Below are 18,281 nucleotides of genomic sequence, written 5' to 3'. Positions count from 1 at the left end.
CGGCGGGGCCCTTCACCGGAGGTGGGGGAGGACCTCCGAGCCCAGCCGCCGAACGTTCTCCTCCGTGGCCGCCAGGTCGCCGGAGCCCTCGACGAGGAGGGCGAAGCGCGAGATGCCGGTCCGCTCGCTGGTCGCCGCGAGGCGGTCGGCGCACAGCCGCGGGGTGCCCACCGGGTGCAGCCCGCAGAGCAGTTCGGTGTACGCCACCGGGTCCCGCATGGACCGGCTCCGGCCGTCCACCGTCACATGTGCGTCGAGGCCCTGCTTCAGCCAGCCCGGCATCGCCTTCACCAGCGTCTCCACCGCGTCGATACGCCGGTCCGCGATCTGGCACACACCGGCCGAGACATGGCCCGCGCCGTCGATCTCCGCCGCCGGCCGCCCGGCCGCGCGCGCGTGCCGGCGCCACAGGGCGATCATCTCCGCCTTCTCCTCGTCCCCGACGTGCATGCCGAGCAGCATCGGCAGTCCGCGCTCGGCGGCCAGCCGCACGCTCGCGGGGGAGGTGCACGCGACGATCACCTCCGGACCCTCGGTCTCCGTCAGGGCCTCCGACGGCCGGGGGACCACCGGGACCTCGCGGAAGCGGTAGCGTTCGCCGTCCGCACCGACGGACGGTTCGCGCAGCCAGCGCACCAGCAGATCGAGCGATTCCGGGAACCCCTGTTCGTACGCCTCCAGGCCCGAGCCGAACACCTCCAGGTCGACCCAGGGACCGCCGCGCCCCACGCCCAGCGAGAAGCGGCCGCCGCTCGTCAGATGCAGCAGCGCGGCCTGTTCGCCGAGGGCGACGGGGTGGGCGGTGGGCAGCACGCTCACCGCCGTACCGACCCGGAGGCGCCGGGTGCGGCCCAGCAGTAAGGCGGCCAGGGTGACCGCGGACGGACAGGTGCCGTACGGCACGAAGTGGTGCTCGGCCAGCCAGACCGAGTCCAGGCCCGCCTCCTCGGCGACCTCTGCGGAGCGGACCGCGCGATGCAGTGCCTCCCCCTGGCCCTGCCCCGGGAACTGGGCCGCCAACACGAAACTTCCAACACGCATGGGACTTTCCTGCTTCCTTGGCCCCGACACGGAGCTCCCCCACCCGGCATAACCGTCTGACACGTGCCGAGGACACGGCCTGGCGGGGAGATTTGCGGATTGTCTGCAGAATCGGGCACATCGGAGGGGGACTTGTGAGGTTCGGCGACCTTCGGGTACCCCCGTCGGCGCCGCGTAGGCTGGACACCAACCCTGCTCCCTGTATAGCCCCGTGAGGTGTCCCGTGTCCCCGCGTCGCAACCGACCCAAGGGTGACGGCTCGTCCGGCCGGAGCGCCGAGGACGACCGAGCGAGCCGCTACGGCGGCTGGCAGTCCTCGGTGAGCTGGCAGGGCGATGAGTGGAGCGTGCGGCACGTGGCGGGCGCGAGCGCGCAGGGCAAGGCGTACCGCTGCCCCGGCTGCGACCAGATGATCCCGGACGGTGTGCCGCATGTCGTCGCCTGGCCCGAGCACGCGGGCGTCGACGACCGCAGACACTGGCACAAGGCCTGCTGGAACGCGCGGGACCGCCGCACCCCCGGGGTGCGGCGGTCCCGTAACGCGCCGAAGTTCTAGCGGGTCCTCGCGAGAAGGTCCTGGTGGAGAAGGTCCTCGCGCAGAGGGCTCCCGAGGGTCACACGTCCCGCTTCTCCAGCAGCGCGAAGGCGCCCGCGAACGCGGCGGCCGTCACACCGAGCGCGATCCACAGCGGGTCCCAGCCGGACGGGCCGCTGTCGGTCAGCGAGGTGGAGTAGAAGACGCTGAGCTGGTTGGGGATCGAGTACTCGAACAGGGCCTGGCGCAGGTCCTCCAGGGACGACGAGAACATGAAGAGCGCGATCACCAGCGGCGCCAGCACCAGACCGATCATGACCGTGATGGCGCCCGCCGAGTGCCGGATGACCGAGCCGACGGCCAGTGACAGCAGTCCGAGCAGGGCGATGTAGAGGGACACACCGAGCGTGCCCTTCAGCCATTCGCCGCCGGAGGGCTCGCGGGCTTCCGGCATCAGGGCCACGTCCACCATCGCGACCAGGATCGCCGACACCAGCGTCACCACGAAGGCGACGAGGAAGAACACGACGCCCTTGGCCGCGAGGACCCGGCCGCGGGTCGGGCAGGCCACCATCGTGGTCCGGATCATGCCGGTGCCGTACTCCGAGGCGGTGGTGAGCACGCCGAGCGTGATGATGCACATGCTGCCGAGGAGCAGTCCGAAGAAGCCGAACGACAGCGGGTTCTCGCGGGACAGCTCGTCCTCGCCCGCGTTGGCGGAGACCAGCGCGGCGGTCGCCAGACCGATGCCGACGACGAGCAGCACGAACACGCCCAGCGTCCACATCGTGGAGCGCACCGACCGGATCTTCGTCCACTCCGAGCTGATGGCGTGCCCCAGGTGCGTGCGCACGACGGGGATCGGCGAGGTGTAGCCGGGGTAGGCGGCCCCGGGCGCCCCCTGCCAGGCGGGCGCGGTCTGCGGAGCCGGGGTCTGGGGCGTGCTCATCGGGCGTCCTCGGTCTTGGTCGGGGCGGGTGCGGAGGCGCCTGCGGCGGGCGCGGGGCCGGCAGGGGCCTGCGCGGCGGCGGACGGGACCACCGGGACCTGGCCCTGCGGCGCCGGGGCAGCGGCGGCTGCCGCGCCCGCGGCCGGGGTCTGGCTCGCGGGCGAGGGGACCTGCGCGGCGGCGGAAGGCGCCTGTGCGCGCGGGCCGTCCGCTGCCGGGGCCGCCGGTGCCTGGTCCTGCGGTGCGAGGGCCAGTGTGGCGGGCGACTGCGCCGACGCGGGCGGCGCGGCGGCGGGCTGACCCGGGGCGGCCTGGGCGTACGGGTTGGCGCCGCCCGGCGCCGGGGCGGCGGGCGCGCCCGGGGCGCCGTACGGCCCCGGAGCGGCCCCCTGCGCCGGCGCGGCGCCCTGGGCGGGCTGCGGCGGTGCGTAGCCGTGCTGCGGGGGCGGCGGGGCGTACCAGCCGGGCTGGCCCTGGCCCGGTACCGGCATCGGTGGCTGGGCGCCGGGCGGCAGCGGCTGCTGGAGGCCGGCCTTCTGGTCGATGGTCGACCGGTAGTCGACGGCCCCCTGCGTCATCCGCATGTACGCCTCCTCCAGGGAGGCCTGGTGCGGCGAAAGCTCCCACAGGCGTACGTCGGTGTCGTGGGCGATGTCGCTGATGCGGGGGAGGGCCAGGCCGGTGACGCGCAGGGCGCCGTCCTGCTCGGGCAGCACATGGCCGCCCGCCTCGGTGAGCGCGGCGGCCAGCTTCTCGCGCAGCTGCGGCTCGGTGTGCGGGGTGCGGACGCGGGCGAAGTCGGCGGAGTTCGCCGAGATGAAGTCCGTCACGCTCATGTCGGCGAGGAGCTGTCCGCGCCCGATGACGATGAGGTGGTCGGCGGTCAGCGCCATCTCGCTCATGAGGTGCGAGGAGACGAACACGGTCCGTCCCTCCGCCGCGAGGGACTTCATCAGGTTGCGCACCCAGAGGATGCCCTCGGGGTCGAGGCCGTTGACCGGCTCGTCGAACAGCAGTACCTGCGGGTCGCCGAGGAGCGCGGCGGCGATGCCGAGCCGCTGCCCCATGCCGAGCGAGAAGCCCTTGGACCGCTTCTTCGCCACGTCCTGGAGGCCGACCACGCCCAGGACCTCGTCCACCCGGCGGGCCGGGATGCCCGAGAGCTGGGCCAGGCACAGCAGGTGGTTGCGGGCGTGCCGGCCGCCGTGCACGGCCTTGGCGTCCAGCAGGGCCCCGACCTGGCGGGGCGCGTTCGGCAGCTTGCGGTACGGGTAGCCGCCGATCGTCACCGTCCCCGAGGTCGGGTTGTCCAGGCCGAGGATCATCCGCATCGTCGTCGACTTGCCCGAGCCGTTCGGCCCGAGGAAGCCCGTGACGGCACCCGGTCGTACCTGGAAGGAAAGGTTGTACACAGCGGTCTTGTCGCCGTAGCGCTTGGTCAGGCCGACTGCTTCGATCATGCTCCGCACCCATCGACAGGTTCAGGACAGCGGGGCGCACGCCCCCCGTAAGGGTTAGGAGGATATCGAGGCGCTGACGGTTCCGCTCAAATCAAAGTAAAGCCCCGAGCTTCACGCATCGCGTTTCTTCAGCAGCAGGTATCCGCCGGCGAGGGCCGCCACCACCCACACCACCATGATCGCGAGCCCGCCCCACGGCCCGTACGGTGTGTCGTCGTCGATCGGGGTGACCACCTGCATGATCTTGCTGCCGGCCTGGTCGGGCAGATAACGGCCGATCTTCTTCGTCGCGTCGACGTTGCCGAGGATGTTGGAGATGAGGAAGAAGAACGGCATCAGGATGCCCAGCGACAGCATCGGCGAACGCAGCATCGCGGCCACGCCCATGGAGAACACCGCGATCAGCGTCATGTAGAGGCCGCCGCCGATCACCGCCCGCAGCACGCCGGTGTCGCCGATCGACGCCTTGTGGGAGCCGAGCATCGCCTGGCCCAGGAAGAACGTGACGAAGCTGGTCGCCATCGAGACGACGAGGGCGAGCCCGGCCGCCACCGCGATCTTGCTGAACAGGAAGGCGCCGCGCTGCGGCACAGCGGCCAGCGAGGTGCGGATCATGCCGGTGCTGTACTCGTTGGAGATCACCAGCACCCCGAACACGATCATCGCGAGCTGACCGAGGCTCATCCCGGCGAAGCTGATGAACGTCGGGTCGAAGGAGAGCCGGTCGCCCCGGCTCATGTTGTCGAACTCGCTCTTCGACAGCGCCGAGATCAGCATGCCGAGGGCGATGGTGACGACAACGGCGAGGGAGAGCGTCCAGACGGTGGACGCCACGGAGCGGATCTTCGTCCACTCGGACCGGATGACCTGTGTCGCCGCCATGCTCAGTCCCTCTTCCAGCCGTCGCCCCACGGCTGCTGCTGCGAGGCCGGGTCGGTGTGCGCGTGGTACTCGACCGACTCCGCGGTCAGCTGCATGAACGCCTCCTCCAGGGAGGCCTGCTGAGGGCTCAGCTCGTGCAGCACGACCTGGTGCTGCGCGGCCAGCTCCCCGATGGCCTCGGACTTGTCCCCGTCGACCTCGAGCGTGCCGTTGCCGGTCTCCACGACGGTGATCCCGGCGGCGTGCAGCACATCGAGCAGCCGCTCGCGCTGCGGGGTGCGGATGCGGACGTAGGACCGCGAGTTACGGGCGATGAAGTCCGCCATGGAGGTGTCGGCGAGCAGCCGGCCCTGGCCGATGACCACGAGATGGTCGGCGGTCAGCGCCATCTCGCTCATGAGGTGGGACGACACGAACACCGTCCGCCCCTGCGCGGCCAGCGACTTCATCAGGGTGCGGATCCAGTGGATGCCCTCGGGGTCGAGGCCGTTGACCGGCTCGTCGAACATCAGGATCCGCGGGTCGCCGAGGAGCGCGCCCGCGATCCCGAGCCGCTGGCCCATGCCCAGCGAGAACCCCTTCGCCTTCTTCTTCGCCACGGCGGTGAGCCCCACGGTGTCGAGCACTTCGTGCACCCGGCCCGTGGGGATGCCGTTGCTCTGCGCCAGGCACAGCAGATGGTTGTAGGCGCTGCGGCCACCGTGCACGGCCTTGGCGTCCAGCAGGGCGCCGATGTACTTCAGCGGGTCCTTGAGCCGGTCGTAGTGCTGCCCGTCGATGCGTACGTCGCCGGAGGTCGGCCGGTCGAGTCCGAGCATCATCCGCATGGTGGTGGACTTGCCGGCGCCGTTGGGACCGAGGAAGCCCGTGACGATGCCCGGTCTGACGGTGAAGGTGAGGTTGTCGACCGCCACCTTGTCGCCGTACCGCTTGGTCAGACCCTCGAGCTCGATCATGCGAGCCACGCTATGACCGACGCGCGGCGGATGCCACCCGGATGGGCAAACAGCGGCCAACGCCTGCGGCAACAACCGTCAAAGCCGTGCCGGCGCAGGCGAAAGGGGCGGCGGACCAGGCTCCGCCGCCCCTCACCTCGCTCGTACTCGGTGACTACCGGGTCTGCTGAGCCGGCACGCCCCGGGAGATCGGCTCGTCCTCGGTCGGGGAGCCGGCGGCGGCGACCGCGGCGCCCGTCAGGGTGGCCAGCATCTCGCGGACGTTCGTCAGCTGGGCGTTGATCGAGTCGCGGCGGTTGGTGAGCGCCGCGAGCTCGCGCTCGGATTCCGAACGGATGCGGTCGGCCTTGGCGTTGGCGTCGGCCACGATGTCCTCGGCCTGGCGCTGCGCCGTCTCGACGGTCTGGCGGGCGCGGCGCTCGGCGTCCGTGCGCAGCTTCTCCGCCTCCAGGCGCAGCTGCTCCGCGCGGTGCTCGATCTCCGCGAGACGCTTCTCCGCCTTCTGCTGACGGGACGCCAGGTCGCGCTCGGACTGCTCGCGGCGCTTGGCGAGGTTCGTCTCGAAGTCGGCGGCGGCCTGCGCGGCCTTGGCGCGGGTCTCCTCGAAGAGGGCGTCGGCCTCCTCGCGCTTGGACTGCGCGTCCTTCTGGGCCTCGGCGCGCAGCTGCGAGGCGTCACTCTTGGCCTTCTCGACGATCCGGACGCCCTCGTCCTCGGCCTTGGCCTTGCGCTCCGCAGCGAACGATTCTGCGTCGTTGCGAACCTGCTGGGCCGCCGACTCGGCGAGCTCGCGGTGCTGCTCGGCCGCGCGGCGGGCCTCCTCGCGCAGATCCTTGGCCTCTTCCTCGGCGAGGCGGAGGATCTTCTCGACACGCGCGCCGAGGCCCGCGTACGACGGCTCGGCCTCGCTGACGGCCGCCTGGGCGTTCTGCGTCTCGAGGTGGAGCTCCTCGATGCGCTTCTCCAGAGCGGTGATGCGGGCGAGAGCGCTGTCACGGTCGGAGACGAGCTTGGAGATCCGTTCGTCCACCTGAGCGCGGTCGTATCCACGCCGCACAAGCTCGAAGCCGTAGGGGGAAGTGTCGCTCATGGGGTTCCTGTCGAATGAGACCGGTGAGGTGATAGGTGGAATCCTAGGGGCCGAAGCGGTCTGTCATCGAGCGGATACGTGTTTGATCTGAGGAATGACACCCCTTTTGGGTGGCCAATCGGCGGACGGCTTGCCAAAAAGTTGGTCAAAGGCCCCAGACAACAACGGATTCCGGCCCGGCCGCTAGCCCTCCGAGGACTTGCCACCCGATCGGGGCGCGCCCACCGTCGCCTTGACCGCCGCGTCCTTGCCCGCGGACGGAGCCTCGAAGGACTCCAGCGCCTCCAGCACGTCCTGGACCCGGGAGATCTCGGCGTTGATGTCCTCCCGACGGCGGACCAGCACCTCCAGTTCGCGCTTGCCCTCCTCGACCGTGCGCCGCGCCTCGCGGATCGCCTCGGCCTTGAGCTCCTCGGCCTCCTTGATGAGCGTGGCCTTCTTCTGCTCGGCCTCCTTGAGCAGCCCCTCCGCCTTCTTCACGGCGGCGATACGGACCTTGCCGGCCTCGGAATTGGCCTCCGACACCAGCTCCTTGGCCTTGGCCTGCGCCTTGGCGAGCTGCTCCTCGGCGGCCTTGATGAGCGCGTCGCAGCGGTCGCCGGTCGACTTCATCGTCTCCGCGGCCTCGCGGCGGGCCCGCTCGTGCAGCTCCTCGATCTCGGCGGTGATGCGGTCGCGCAGCTCCTCCGCCCGCTCCCGGATGGCGGTCGCGTCCCGGCGCGCGCCGACGAGCAGCTCGTCCGCGTCCGTGCGGGCCTTCTCCACCCGGGCGTTGCCCTCGACCGTCGCCTCGGAGACGAGCCGATCGGCCTCCGCGCGGGCCGCGCCGACCATCGTGTCGGCCTGCGCCTCCGCCTCCGCGGTGGTCTTCAGCGCCTGCTGCTGCGCCTCGGTGAGCAGCTTGTCCGCCTCGGCGGTGGTCTCCGTGATGAGCGTGTCGACCTGCTCGGCCGCCTCCGAACGCCGCTTGTTGGCGTCCTTGCGGGCCTCGTCCAGCGTCCGGTCGGCCTCCTCGCGCGCCACACTCAGCATGCGGTCGGCCTCCGCGGCCGCCTCCGCCTTGACCCGCTCGGCCTCGACCCGGATCCGCTCGGCGTGCTGCCGCGCGGAACCGACCGTCTCGGCGGCCTCGGCCCGCAGCCGCTCCGCGTCGCCGCTCGCGTCCCCGATCAGCTTCTCCGCCTTGGCGACCGACTCGGCCCGCACCCGCTCGGCCTCCGCGGCCGTCTCCGACTGCAGCCGCTCCGCCTCGGCGATGGTCTCCGTCTGCAGCCGCTCCGCCTCGGCGCGCGCCTCCGTGATGAGGGTGTCCGCCTGCGTCGCCGCGTCCGAACGGATGCGGTTGGCGTCGTCGCGGGCGTCCGCCCGGGTGCGCGCCGCGTCCTGGTCGGCCTGGGCGATGGTGTCCGAGGCCTCCGTACGCACCCGCTGGGCGTGCGCGGCCGACTCCGAGCGCAGCCGCTCCGCCTCCGCGATCGCCTCGCCGACGGTCCGCTCGGCCAGCGCCCTGGCGGCCTCCGCCGCCTCGTTCGCCTCACGCCGCACCCGCGAGGCGTCCTCACTGGCCCGCTCCCGCTCGGCGTAGGCGTCGGTGCGGACCCGGTCCGCCTCCTCCTCGGCCTCCCGCCGCGTACGGTCCGCCGCGTGCTCGGCGGCGGAACGCAGCCCGGTGATCTCCTCCTGGGCCTGCTCGTGCAGCCCGGCCACCGAGTCCCGCACCTGCTGGGCGTGCTGCTCGGCCGCCGACACCATCTCGGTGGCGCGCCGGTCGGCCTCCTCCACCAGGCGGACGGCCTCGGCCTGCGCGTCCTCCACACGCCGGCGCGCCGACGCCAGCAGTTCCTCGCTCTGCTCGCGGGCCCGCTCCCGCTCCTGGTCGGCCTCCTGGCGGGCCGCGCCGAGCAGCTCCTCGGCCTCGCGGCGACGCCGGGCGGCCTCCTCCTGCGCGGCGGCCAGCGTCTCGGACGCCTCGGCGGCCAGCCGCTCGGCCGCGGCCTGCGCCTCCGCGCGCACCCGGTCGGCGGTGTCCTGCGCCTCCGACTTCAGCCGCTCCGCCTCCGCGGCGGCCTCCGACCGCAGCCGTACGGCGACGGCCTCGCCCTCCGCGCGGGACGCGGACGCGTCCGCGGCGGCCTCGGTGCGCAGCCGCTCCGCCTCCGCCTCCGCCTGCTGCTGGAGGGAGCGGATCCGCTCGGCGGCCTCGGTGCGCAGCCGGTCGGTCTCCTCGGCGGTCTCACGGCGGATCCGCGAGGCCTCCTCACGGGCGTCGGTGAGCGCCTGCTCGGCGGAGGCGAGCCGCTGCTCGGCCTCCGAGTGCAGGCGCGTCAGCTCCTCGGCGGCCTCCGCGCGCCGGGCCTCGACCGCCCGCTCGGCCTCCTCGCGCAGCTCACGCGCGGCCTGTTCGGCGTTGGAGGTGATGGTCTCCGCGAGGTCGACCGCCTCGTCGCGCTGCTGCTCGGCCTCCTTGCGGGTGCGCTCCAGCGTCTCCTCGGCCTGGCGGCGCAGCGTCGTGGCCCGCTCGATGGCCTCCGTACGGACCTTCTCGCTGTCCGTGGTGGCCTTCTGGCGCAGCTCGTCCGCGTCGGCCTTGGCCTTCGACAGCAGCTCCTCGGCGGTCTTCGCCGCCTCCTCGATCTGCTGGACGGCCTCCTTGCGGGCCTCCGCCCGGATCTTCTCGCCCTCGGCGACCGCGTCGGCACGCAGCTGCTCGGCCTCGCCGCGCAGCCGGCGGGCCTCCTCCTGCAGCTCGACCGTCTTGGCGCGGTACTCCTTGGTGTCGTCCTTCGCCGCGCCCTTGAGCTGCTCGGCGATGTCGTGCGCCTCGCCGCGCAGCCGGTCCGCCTCGGCCTCGGCCTCCCGGCGGATGCGCTCGGCCTCCTCGGCGGCGGCCTTGGTGGTGCGCTGCGCGTCCTCCTGCGCCTTGTTCAGGACGTCCTCGGCGGTCTTCGCCGCCTTCGACAGCTGGGTCGCGCTCTCCTCGGCGGTGAGCGTGCGGGCCTTCTCGGCGGCCTCGGCGAGGACCTTCTCGGCCTCGGCACGGGCGTCGGCGAGAACCTGCTCGGCGTCCGCCTTGGTGGTCTCGGCCTCCTTGGTCGCCTCGCTGACCAGCCGGGCGACCTGTTCCTTCGCCGTACGCGTGCGCTGCTCGTTGGCGGACTCGGCGCTCTGCAGCGCCTTCTCGGCGGCCGTCTTGGCCTCGGCGACGAGCTTCTCCGCCTCGGCACGGGCCTCGCGCAGCGCCGTGTCGGCCTCCGCGATGCGCTGCTCGGCGGCCCGGCTCAGCTCCTGGGCCTGGCGGCGGGCGGCGTCCGACTCGTTCGCCGTGGAGCTGCGCAGCTGCTCGGCGTGGTCGGTGGCCTCCTGCGCCTGGGTGGAGGCGGCGTTCAGCAGGCGCTCGGCGTCCGCGCGGGCACGGCGCAGCAGCTGCTCGGCCTCCGCACGGGCCGCCTCGGCCTCGCTCTGCAGCCGCTGCCGGGCCTCCGTGGCCACCCGCTCGGCCTCGGCGCGCGCGGCCGTCAGGGCCTGTTCGGCCTCGGCGCGCGACTCGTCGAGGAGCCGGCGGGCCTGCGACTCGGTGCGGGCCCGCAGCTGCTCGGCCCAGGCCACGTTCTCGTTGACGTGCGACTCGACGGTCTGCCGGCGCTCCGCCAGCTCCTGGTCCAGCTGCTGCCGGCGGGCCACCGCCTCCGCGTGCAGCTCCGCCTGGAGCCGGGCCGCCTGCTCGGCGTGCTCCTGCAGGATGCGCTGGGTCTGCGCCCGCGCCTGGCTCAGCTCGCGCTCGGCGTCGGCGCGGATCTGGTCCGCCTGCAGCTGCGCGTTGCGCAGCAGCTGCTCGGCCTGGTAGCCGATGTCACCGCCGTCGAAGGCGGGCCGGGACATGATGGTGCGCCGCGCCTCGTGCAACTTGGCGCGCAGCACCTCGACCTGGTAGCCGAGGTCCTCGGCGTGCTGGATCGCCTTTTCCCGCTCGGTCTTCAGCCGCTTCATCTCGGCTTCGAACCGAGTGAGGTGGTCGACGTCAGCCGCCGGCTCCCGCTCCTGGCTCTCGTAGCCCCGCACTGCGCGGTCCCATCCGTCCCCTGGTCGCAAGCTTCTCCAACGAGCTCCGTCCATCCGCCGAACGGGGCCCCCGGGGAATGGTGTCAGATCAACGGCGGAGCACGGGCTGCTGCCCCGACGCTCGTCCCCCGAAACCCGGACCCCGGCTGGTCCTGCCGCCTGGACGGCAGGACGTCGGTCGCCCCTCACGAGCGGCGACCGAACCCAACCCTACCGGCCCCTATGTACGAGGGTCAGTGCTCAGGTGACTCAACTGGGGCCGATGTGACCAGTTCTGTCAGTACTCCGTGGCAATCCTTGGGGTGCAGGAAGGTGATTCGTGACCCCATGGAGCCACGTCGCGGCTCTTCGTACAGAACGCGTACACCTTTGTCCCTGATGTCGGCGGCGGCGCCGTCCACATCCGCCGTACCGAAAGCGATGTGATGTACGCCCTCGCCGTTCTTCGCGAGCCACTTCGCGACGGTGGAGTCCTCCCGGGTCGGCTCCAGGAGCTGGAGGTACGAGGCGCCGCCGTCGGACGTATCGTTGATCTTGAGCATGGCCTCGCGCACACCCTGCTCCTCGTTGACCTCGGAGTGGAACACCTCGAAGCCGTAGGTGGAGCGGTAGAACTCGACGGTGGCGTCGAGGTCGTGGCAGGCGATCCCGATGTGGTCGATTCGCGTCAGCATGGATTCAGTGCAGCGCTCCGGAGGTGGTTACGCAACGTGCGAGCGATCACACCGACAGCCAGGTGACGGGGCGGACTACCGCTCAGTACATTCGAAGTAAACCCTCGTTCACTCCTCGGCCCGTGCAGGCCGGTAAGGGGATCGCAGCTCATGACTGGAACGAACAGCACGACCTCGGTGATCGTCGCGGGTGCGCGTACGCCCATGGGGCGTCTGCTGGGCTCGCTGAAGTCCTTCTCCGGAGCCGACCTCGGCGGCTTCGCGATCAAGGCCGCCCTCGACCGCGCGGGGATCGGCGGCGACCAGGTGCAGTACGTGATCATGGGCCAGGTGCTCCAGGCGGGTGCCGGCCAGATCCCCGCCCGCCAGGCCGCGGTCAAGGCCGGCATCCCGATGAACGTCCCGGCGCTCACCGTCAACAAGGTGTGTCTGTCGGGCCTCGACGCGATCGCGCTGGCCGACCAGTTGATCCGCGCGGGTGAGTTCGACGTGATCGTCGCGGGCGGCCAGGAGTCCATGACCAACGCCCCGCACCTGCTGCCGAAGTCCCGCGAGGGCTTCAAGTACGGCGCGGTCGGGATGCTGGACGCGATGGCCCACGACGGTCTCACCGACGCCTTCGAGAACATCGCCATGGGCGAGTCGACGGAGAAGCACAACACGCGGCTCGGCCTGGGCCGGACGGAGCAGGACGAGATCGCCGCGCTCTCCCACCAGCGGGCCGCCGCAGCGCAGAAGAACGGCCTGTTCGAGGCCGAGATCACCCCGGTGGAGATCCCGCAGCGCAAGGGCGAGCCGGTCGTCTTCAGCAAGGACGAGGGCATCCGCCCGGAGACCACCGCCGAGTCCCTCGGCAAGCTGCGCCCCGCCTTCACCAGGGACGGCACGATCACCGCCGGCTCGTCCTCGCAGATCTCCGACGGCGCGGCGGCCGTGGTCGTGATGAGCAAGGCCAAGGCGCAGGAGCTGGGTCTGGAGTGGATCGCGGAGATCGGTGCCCACGGCAATGTGGCGGGCCCGGACAACTCCCTGCAGTCGCAGCCGTCGAACGCGATCCTGCACGCCCTGAAGAAGGAGGGCCTGGAGGTCTCCGACCTCGACCTCATCGAGATCAACGAGGCCTTCGCCGCCGTCGCGGTCCAGTCAATGAAGGACCTCGGGGTGTCCACGGAAAAGGTGAACGTCAACGGCGGCGCCATCGCCCTCGGCCACCCGATCGGCATGTCCGGCGCCCGGATCGTGCTGCACCTGGCCCTGGAGCTGAAGCGGCGGGGCGGCGGGGTCGGCGCGGCCGCGCTGTGCGGTGGCGGCGGCCAGGGTGACGCGCTGATCGTGCGGGTACCCAAGGCCTGAGTCCCGCTTTCTGGACGCCCCTCTTTCGTGAACGGAGCTGTGATGCAGGACGTCTCCTCGCTGGTCGCCCAGGCCAGGGAAGGCCGGCCCCGGGCGGTGGCCCGGCTGATCTCCCTGGTGGAGGGGGCGTCTCCGCAGCTCAGGGAGGTCATGGCGGCCCTGGCTCCGCTGACCGGCAACGCCTACGTGGTGGGCCTGACCGGCTCGCCGGGCGTGGGCAAGTCGACGTCCACCTCGGCGCTGGTGACGGCGTACCGCAAGCAGGGCAAGCGGGTCGGCGTCCTGGCCGTCGACCCGTCCTCGCCGTTCTCCGGCGGCGCCCTGCTCGGCGACCGCGTCCGGATGTCCGAGCACGCGTCGGACCCGGGCGTCTACATCCGCTCGATGGCCACCCGCGGCCACCTCGGGGGCCTCGCCTGGGCCGCCCCGCAGGCGATCCGCGTACTGGACGCCGCCGGCTGCGAGGTGATCCTGGTGGAGACGGTCGGCGTCGGCCAGTCGGAGGTGGAGATCGCCTCCCAGGCGGACACCAGCGTCGTCCTGCTCGCCCCCGGCATGGGCGACGGAATCCAGGCGGCGAAGGCGGGCATCCTGGAGATCGGCGACGTGTACGTCGTCAACAAGGCCGACCGGGACGGCGCCGACGCGACCGCCCGCGAACTGAACCACATGCTCGGCCTCGGCGAGGCCCGCGGCCCGGGCGACTGGCGCCCCCCGATCGTCAAGACGGTCGCGGCCCGCGCCGAGGGCGTCGACGAGGTCGTGGAGGCCCTGGAGAAGCACCGCGCCTGGATGGAGGAGCACGGCGTCCTCGCCGAACGCCGCCGCGCCCGCGCCGCCCGCGAGGTGGAGACCATCGCCGTCACGGCCCTGCGGGAACGCATCGGCGACCTGCACGGGGACCGACGCCTGAGCGCGCTGGCGGAGCGGATCGTCACAGGGGAGCTGGACCCCTACCGGGCGGCGGACGAACTGGTGGCGGGCCTCACCCAGGGGTGAGGCACCCGGGGCCGGGTCAGCAGGCGCACTGCTCGTAGCACGGGTGCGTCTGCCGCACGATCTGCCCCGGGCGATGAAGAGCACGGTGTCGCCGCCGGGCGTTTCGTGGATCGAGCGAAGGACGACTGCGCGGCGGCGTTGCGGCGCCCGCCTTCGCCGACAGGCGGCCACCCCAGCGGTTTCTGTGTGGCCGACCTGCCGGGCACGCTGCTACGTTGACGCCCATGTTCCTCCTCTTGGCGTAGGGCACGCCGGCCCGTGACCGATGAGCGGCAGTCGGCCGCCGAGGTCGCGGTGATCAGGCGTCCCCTTGTCCCGCCTCGAGCCGAGGAACTCCCTTGTCTTCTCCGGATGCCGCGCGGCCCACGTATGCCGCCGTTCTTCGCGTCCCGCACGCCCGTCGTACCTTCACCGCCGCACTCGTCGGACGGCTGGCGTACGGGCTCGTCTCCCTCTCCGTGCTGCTCGCGTCGGTCCGCGCGACCGGCTCGTACGCCGTGGCCGGCACGGTCGTGGCCCTCTTCGGGGCCACCGCGGTGCTGCTCATGCCCCTGCGCGCGAGCCTGGTCGACCGCCATGGCCCCCGGCGCGCCCTGCCGCCCATGGCCGCCCTCTACGCCGGCCTCCTGTGCGCGCTGGCGGCCGCCACCTGGCGGCCGGGAGCCCCGCCGGTGGCACTCGGTGTGCTCGCGGCGCTCGCCGGCGCCTGCGCGCCCCCGCTCGGGCCCGTCATGCGGGCGGTATGGGCCGAGTTGACGGCTGACCGGCGGTTGGTGCAGCGGGCGTACAGCCTCGACGGGGTCGCCGAGGAACTGTTGTACGTGTCCGGGCCGGTGCTGGTGGGCTTTCTGGTGCGGTACGCGTCGCCTGCGGCCGGTGTGGTGGTCAGTGCCGGGCTGATCGCCGCCGGGACGGCTGCCTTCGTGACGTCGCCGGGCGTGCGGCGCGTGCCGAGCCCCGAGGGATTCGGGTCGTCCGGGCGTTCGCTGCGGCGGCCGGGCCCCGGCAGGGCGCAACGGAGGACGCTCGACCCTGCGCTGCGCGGCCCGGTCCTCGTCGCGGCCGGCGCCGGGCTGGGGATCAGCGCCGTCGACCTGCTCGTCACCGCCTTCGCCGTACGCCACGGACACGGCGACGCGGCGGCCGCCTGGACACTCGCCGCACTGTCGGCGGGCAGCGCCGTGGGTGGGCTGCTCAACGGCGCGATCGACTGGCGTACCCCCGCGCACAGGCGGCTGCCGCGCCTCGCGGCCGGCCTGGGGCTGGCACTGGGCGGTGCGGGACTCGCCCCGGACCTGTGGACGCTCGCGGCGGCCCTCGCCTGCGCCGGGGTCTTCGTCGCCCCGGCACTGACGACGGCCTACCTCATCGCCGACGAGTCGGCGGCGCCGGGCACCCGCACCCGTGCCGGGGCGTGGATCAACACCGGTGTCAACGCGGGGAGTTCACTGGGCGCAGCGACGGCCGGTCTGCTGCTCGCCCACGCTCCGCTCGCCCACTGCTTCGCGGCGGCGGGCGGCACGGCACTGCTCACGGCGGCGGCCGCCGTGCGGGGGAGCCGCGACCCGGACCGCGTCCGCGCCCCTGAGCGGGGTCGGTCGCAGGGGCGGGTGGACGGGGTGTCGCGGTGATCGCCGCGTCGTGTGCTGCCCTGTCGCGGTGGCCGGTCCTTCGTACGCCGCGGCCGGTCGTCCTCCAGGGCGGGCACCCGGCCGCGGTTCCGGGTGAAGTGGCCCGGTGCCGGCCGTCGTGGCCGTGGTCGGTGCCGTCCGTGTCGTCGGTGTCCTGCTGCCGGCCCGGCTGGACGCGGGGGAGCGGTCGGTGGACACGCGGCTGGACCTGGCGGCGCCGACGCGGGAGGAGGCGTCCGGCCGGTCGGGTGTGACCGTGGACGCGGAGGCCGTGGAAGTGGCCGGATCGCGGGGGCAATTGGGGCGGGTGCTCGCCAACCTGCTCGACGACGCGCAGCGGCACGCCCGTTCGGCGTCACCGTGGCCGTACGGCGGGAGGGGGGAGTGGGCTGTCGTCGGTGTAGCCGACGACGGGGACGGCGTCCCGGAGGCGGACCGGGAGCGCGCCTTCGAGCGGTTCGTACGGCTGGATGGCGCGCGCAGCCGTGACGAGGACGAGGGCGGGGCGGGACGGAGTGGGGCTGGGGCGGGCCGTCGCCCGCGATGTGGCCGTACGGTCCGGGGGCACCCTCACGGTCCGTCAGACGCCCGCAGGCGGAGCCCTGTCCGAGCTCCGCCTGCCGGTCTCCGAGAGGGTGCTACGGGCGTCCCCGCTGCCCGCGGAGGTGGTCCGCGATGGGCTTCAGGGCCTTGTCGAGTTCCGTCAGGGCCTCGGGGGAGAGGAGGTCGATGAAGTGCCGCCGCACAGACGCCACATGATGAGGCGCGACCTTCTTCATCGTCTCCATGCCGTGCTCGGTGAGGACCGCGTACAGACCGCGGCGGTCGGACTCGCAGTTCTCACGGCGCACCAGGTCGGCGTTCTCCATGCGGGTGATCTGGTGCGAGAGGCGACTCTTGGACTGGAGGGTGGCTGACGCGAGATCGCTCATCCGCATCCGTACGCCCTCCGACTCGGAGAGGTTCACGAGGATCTCGTAGTCGTTCATCGTCAGGCCGAACGGCTGCAGGTCCTTTTCGAGCTGGTACGTCAACAGCCTGTTGACCTCCAGGTGGGTGCGCCAGGCGCACTGCTCCGCATCGGTCAGCCAGCGCGTGGCCGTTTCGGTCTCCATGAATGAAGTCTACCTAAAATGTTGAAAGGCGAACTAGTGAGGGTGGTGTGACTGCGCGCACGCGTTCGATGTCACACTCCGCAGACTACCGCTCACAGCCCGAAGCGCCGCTGGAGATCTCCCAGCTGTCCGGGAAGGCGCGGTGTGCCGCTTTGTCCGCCGTGTCCGCCCAGCGGCCCGCCGCCCCCGGGCACTCCCGGCTCGTGCGGCACCGCCCCCGTGGCCTGCTCGGCCATGAGGGTCTCGGTCGACTGGAGCAGCACCGTGCCGGCCCCGACGAACTCGAACTGGTGCTCCTCCCCGGAGGCGCCGCCCAGGCCCGTCAGCGCACGTAGACCGCCCATCACGCCCGTCATGTACCCGTGGTCGTAGTGATGGCACGGGGACGGGCAGTCGGCCCAGCCGACGAGCGCCTGCGGGTCCACCCGGATCGGGGGTTCCATGAACACCACCGGACCGTTAGATGCGGCGACGAACTTTCCGGTTCCGATGAGCGTGAGAAAACCCGGAACGATCGACTGCTTCAGCGACAGACTTGGCTGAAAAGCGAGCAGATTGCCCGAGCGAATGGTCAGATTGCCGTCGTCCAGGTCGTACGAGTTCACATCGAAGGCCCGGTCGGCGAGGAGCATCTTGCCCGAGCCCTCCGCGACGACCCAGTCGCTCGCGTGCAGAGGCGAATGGAAGGACGTGCGCACGAGGCGGTCCAGCCGGCCGTGCCCGACACCGTTGAACTCCATCGAGCCGTAGTAGGCGATCATCTTCCCCTTCTGCAGGAACCACTGGCTCCCCTTGAGCTCCACGCAGAAGGTGTACGCGTTGACGTTGTCGTCGACCGGCAGGGTCGTCGGGTCGAGGACGGTGGGGCCGGTGCCCGGGTAGGTGGTCACAGTTTCTCCTCCGACGCCTGGACGTACACCGCACCGCTGCCGCTGAGCTCGAGCTGGAACGCCTCGCCGGAGCCGCGGCCCACCATGTCCCGCCAGCCCAGGGCGGTCGACAGCTTGTTGCGCACGTCGCCGTGGTGGGCGACGTAGGCCTGCGGGTCGACATGGACCGGGCGCTGGGGGGTGATCGGGACCTCGAAGACACCGCCGTGGGCCATCACGGCCACCGCGCCATGGCCCTTCAGGGTCGTGGTGAACAGGCCCTGGCCGCTGATCTGGCCGCGGACCATGCCCATGACGCCGCCCTGGGAGCCCATGAACATCGTGCCCTGCTGGAGCGTGCCCTCGAAGGCGAGGAGACGGTCCGCCTCCACGTACAGGGTGTCGCCGGTGAGCTGGATGACCTGGACGTGATGGCCGCCGTGCCCGAACAGGACGGTGCCGCTGCCCTCGACGGTCATCAGGGGCGTGTCCTCGTTGGCGAGGCGCCGGCCGATCATCGACATCACGCCGCCCTGGCCGCCCTGCATGTTGGGGGTGAAGGACACCTCGCCCTTGTACGCGAGCATCGCGCCGCGCTGACTGAACAGGCGCTGACCGGGCAGGACGGTCGCTTCGATCATTTTGGAGTTGATCTCGCGGAACGGCAT

General features: G+C 72.1%; 15 protein-coding genes and 1 pseudogene. 5 read left to right on the top strand and 11 right to left on the bottom strand.

Annotated elements, in window-relative coordinates:
• Window positions 1-12: 12 nt before the first annotated feature.
• Window positions 13-1,041: an LLM class flavin-dependent oxidoreductase gene (locus ACPT94_RS19715; protein ID WP_360337603.1), complete on the bottom strand. Its 1,029-nt coding sequence runs from the start codon at window positions 1,039-1,041 to the stop codon at window positions 13-15.
• Between the two features lie 223 nt (window positions 1,042-1,264).
• On the opposite strand from ACPT94_RS19715, the gene ACPT94_RS19710 reads away from it, so the two are divergent.
• Window positions 1,265-1,597, top strand: coding sequence for an ATP/GTP-binding protein (locus tag ACPT94_RS19710; RefSeq protein ID WP_360337606.1), 333 nt, complete (start codon window positions 1,265-1,267; stop codon window positions 1,595-1,597).
• A 58-nt stretch (window positions 1,598-1,655) separates the two neighbouring features.
• Here ACPT94_RS19710 and ACPT94_RS19705 read toward each other — a convergent pair whose 3' ends face one another.
• From ACPT94_RS19705 to mce, 7 genes are all read right to left on the bottom strand, one after another.
• Window positions 1,656-2,525 carry an ABC transporter permease gene (locus tag ACPT94_RS19705; protein ID WP_425246427.1) on the bottom strand — a complete coding sequence of 290 codons (870 nt, stop codon included), beginning with the start codon at window positions 2,523-2,525 and terminating at the stop codon, window positions 1,656-1,658.
• On the bottom strand, window positions 2,522-3,985 hold the full coding sequence (locus ACPT94_RS19700; protein WP_425246426.1) for an ABC transporter ATP-binding protein: 1,464 nt from the start codon (window positions 3,983-3,985) through the stop codon (window positions 2,522-2,524). The genes ACPT94_RS19705 and ACPT94_RS19700 overlap by 4 nt, the downstream gene beginning before the upstream one ends.
• Window positions 3,986-4,096: 111 nt before the next feature.
• On the bottom strand, window positions 4,097-4,867 hold the full coding sequence (locus ACPT94_RS19695) for an ABC transporter permease (protein ID WP_425246425.1): 771 nt from the start codon (window positions 4,865-4,867) through the stop codon (window positions 4,097-4,099).
• 2 nt (window positions 4,868-4,869) lie between these two features.
• The gene (locus tag ACPT94_RS19690; RefSeq protein ID WP_425246424.1) at window positions 4,870-5,823 is read right to left on the bottom strand and encodes an ABC transporter ATP-binding protein; all 954 of its coding nucleotides are present in this window, start codon (window positions 5,821-5,823) and stop codon (window positions 4,870-4,872) included.
• A gap of 154 nt (window positions 5,824-5,977) precedes the next feature.
• On the bottom strand, window positions 5,978-6,913 hold the full coding sequence (locus ACPT94_RS19685; RefSeq protein ID WP_360337621.1) for a coiled-coil domain-containing protein: 936 nt from the start codon (window positions 6,911-6,913) through the stop codon (window positions 5,978-5,980).
• Window positions 6,914-7,096: 183 nt separating this feature from the next.
• Window positions 7,097-10,972, bottom strand: coding sequence for a polarized growth protein Scy (gene scy / locus ACPT94_RS19680; protein ID WP_425246423.1), 3,876 nt, complete (start codon window positions 10,970-10,972; stop codon window positions 7,097-7,099).
• 233 nt (window positions 10,973-11,205) lie between these two features.
• Window positions 11,206-11,646, bottom strand: a complete 441-nt coding sequence (gene mce / locus ACPT94_RS19675) for a methylmalonyl-CoA epimerase (RefSeq protein WP_360337628.1) — start codon at window positions 11,644-11,646, stop codon at window positions 11,206-11,208.
• A 150-nt stretch (window positions 11,647-11,796) separates the two neighbouring features.
• Here mce and ACPT94_RS19670 point away from each other — a divergent pair, with 150 nt between their 5' ends.
• The 4 genes and pseudogenes from ACPT94_RS19670 to ACPT94_RS19655 all read left to right on the top strand — a co-directional run.
• Window positions 11,797-12,999: an acetyl-CoA C-acetyltransferase gene (locus ACPT94_RS19670; protein ID WP_360337631.1), complete on the top strand. Its 1,203-nt coding sequence runs from the start codon at window positions 11,797-11,799 to the stop codon at window positions 12,997-12,999.
• 42 nt (window positions 13,000-13,041) lie between these two features.
• Window positions 13,042-13,998, top strand: a complete 957-nt coding sequence (gene meaB, locus ACPT94_RS19665) for a methylmalonyl Co-A mutase-associated GTPase MeaB (RefSeq protein ID WP_360337634.1) — start codon at window positions 13,042-13,044, stop codon at window positions 13,996-13,998.
• Between the two features lie 338 nt (window positions 13,999-14,336).
• Window positions 14,337-15,629, top strand: a complete 1,293-nt coding sequence (locus ACPT94_RS19660; RefSeq protein WP_425246422.1) for an MFS transporter — start codon at window positions 14,337-14,339, stop codon at window positions 15,627-15,629.
• 151 nt (window positions 15,630-15,780) lie between these two features.
• Window positions 15,781-16,258, top strand: a pseudogene (locus ACPT94_RS19655) (ATP-binding protein); the annotation flags it as partial.
• A 9-nt stretch (window positions 16,259-16,267) separates the two neighbouring features.
• Here the strand turns inward: ACPT94_RS19655 and ACPT94_RS19650 are convergent.
• The 3 genes from ACPT94_RS19650 to ACPT94_RS19640 form a co-directional block, all read right to left on the bottom strand.
• Complete coding sequence (locus ACPT94_RS19650; RefSeq protein ID WP_360337640.1) at window positions 16,268-16,744, bottom strand: MarR family winged helix-turn-helix transcriptional regulator; 477 nt, start codon at window positions 16,742-16,744, stop codon at window positions 16,268-16,270.
• Between the two features lie 92 nt (window positions 16,745-16,836).
• Complete coding sequence (locus ACPT94_RS19645; protein ID WP_360337643.1) at window positions 16,837-17,634, bottom strand: AIM24 family protein; 798 nt, start codon at window positions 17,632-17,634, stop codon at window positions 16,837-16,839.
• Window positions 17,631-18,281, bottom strand: coding sequence for an AIM24 family protein (locus ACPT94_RS19640; RefSeq protein ID WP_360337646.1), 651 nt, complete (start codon window positions 18,279-18,281; stop codon window positions 17,631-17,633). Before ACPT94_RS19640 ends, ACPT94_RS19645 begins: the two co-directional genes overlap by 4 nt.

The sequence above is a fragment of the Streptomyces aurantiaciflavus genome (assembly GCF_049808595.1).
Lineage (GTDB): Bacteria > Actinomycetota > Actinomycetes > Streptomycetales > Streptomycetaceae > Streptomyces.
Note: the sequence above shows the minus strand (reverse complement) of the source record. Positions and strands in the feature narration are given on the sequence as shown.

Coding starts and splice junctions, on each gene's coding strand:
- ACPT94_RS19715 (WP_360337603.1), bottom strand. CDS start 1,041: ATGCGTGTTGGAAGTTTCGTGTTGGCGGCCCAGTTCCCGGGGCAGGGC.
- ACPT94_RS19705 (WP_425246427.1), bottom strand. CDS start 2,525: ATGAGCACGCCCCAGACCCCGGCTCCGCAGACCGCGCCCGCCTGGCAG.
- ACPT94_RS19700 (WP_425246426.1), bottom strand. CDS start 3,985: ATGATCGAAGCAGTCGGCCTGACCAAGCGCTACGGCGACAAGACCGCT.
- ACPT94_RS19695 (WP_425246425.1), bottom strand. CDS start 4,867: ATGGCGGCGACACAGGTCATCCGGTCCGAGTGGACGAAGATCCGCTCC.
- ACPT94_RS19690 (WP_425246424.1), bottom strand. CDS start 5,823: ATGATCGAGCTCGAGGGTCTGACCAAGCGGTACGGCGACAAGGTGGCG.
- ACPT94_RS19685 (WP_360337621.1), bottom strand. CDS start 6,913: ATGAGCGACACTTCCCCCTACGGCTTCGAGCTTGTGCGGCGTGGATAC.
- mce (WP_360337628.1), bottom strand. CDS start 11,646: ATGCTGACGCGAATCGACCACATCGGGATCGCCTGCCACGACCTCGAC.
- ACPT94_RS19670 (WP_360337631.1), top strand. CDS start 11,797: ATGACTGGAACGAACAGCACGACCTCGGTGATCGTCGCGGGTGCGCGT.
- meaB (WP_360337634.1), top strand. CDS start 13,042: ATGCAGGACGTCTCCTCGCTGGTCGCCCAGGCCAGGGAAGGCCGGCCC.
- ACPT94_RS19650 (WP_360337640.1), bottom strand. CDS start 16,744: ATGGAGACCGAAACGGCCACGCGCTGGCTGACCGATGCGGAGCAGTGC.
- ACPT94_RS19640 (WP_360337646.1), bottom strand. CDS start 18,281: ATGCCGTTCCGCGAGATCAACTCCAAAATGATCGAAGCGACCGTCCTG.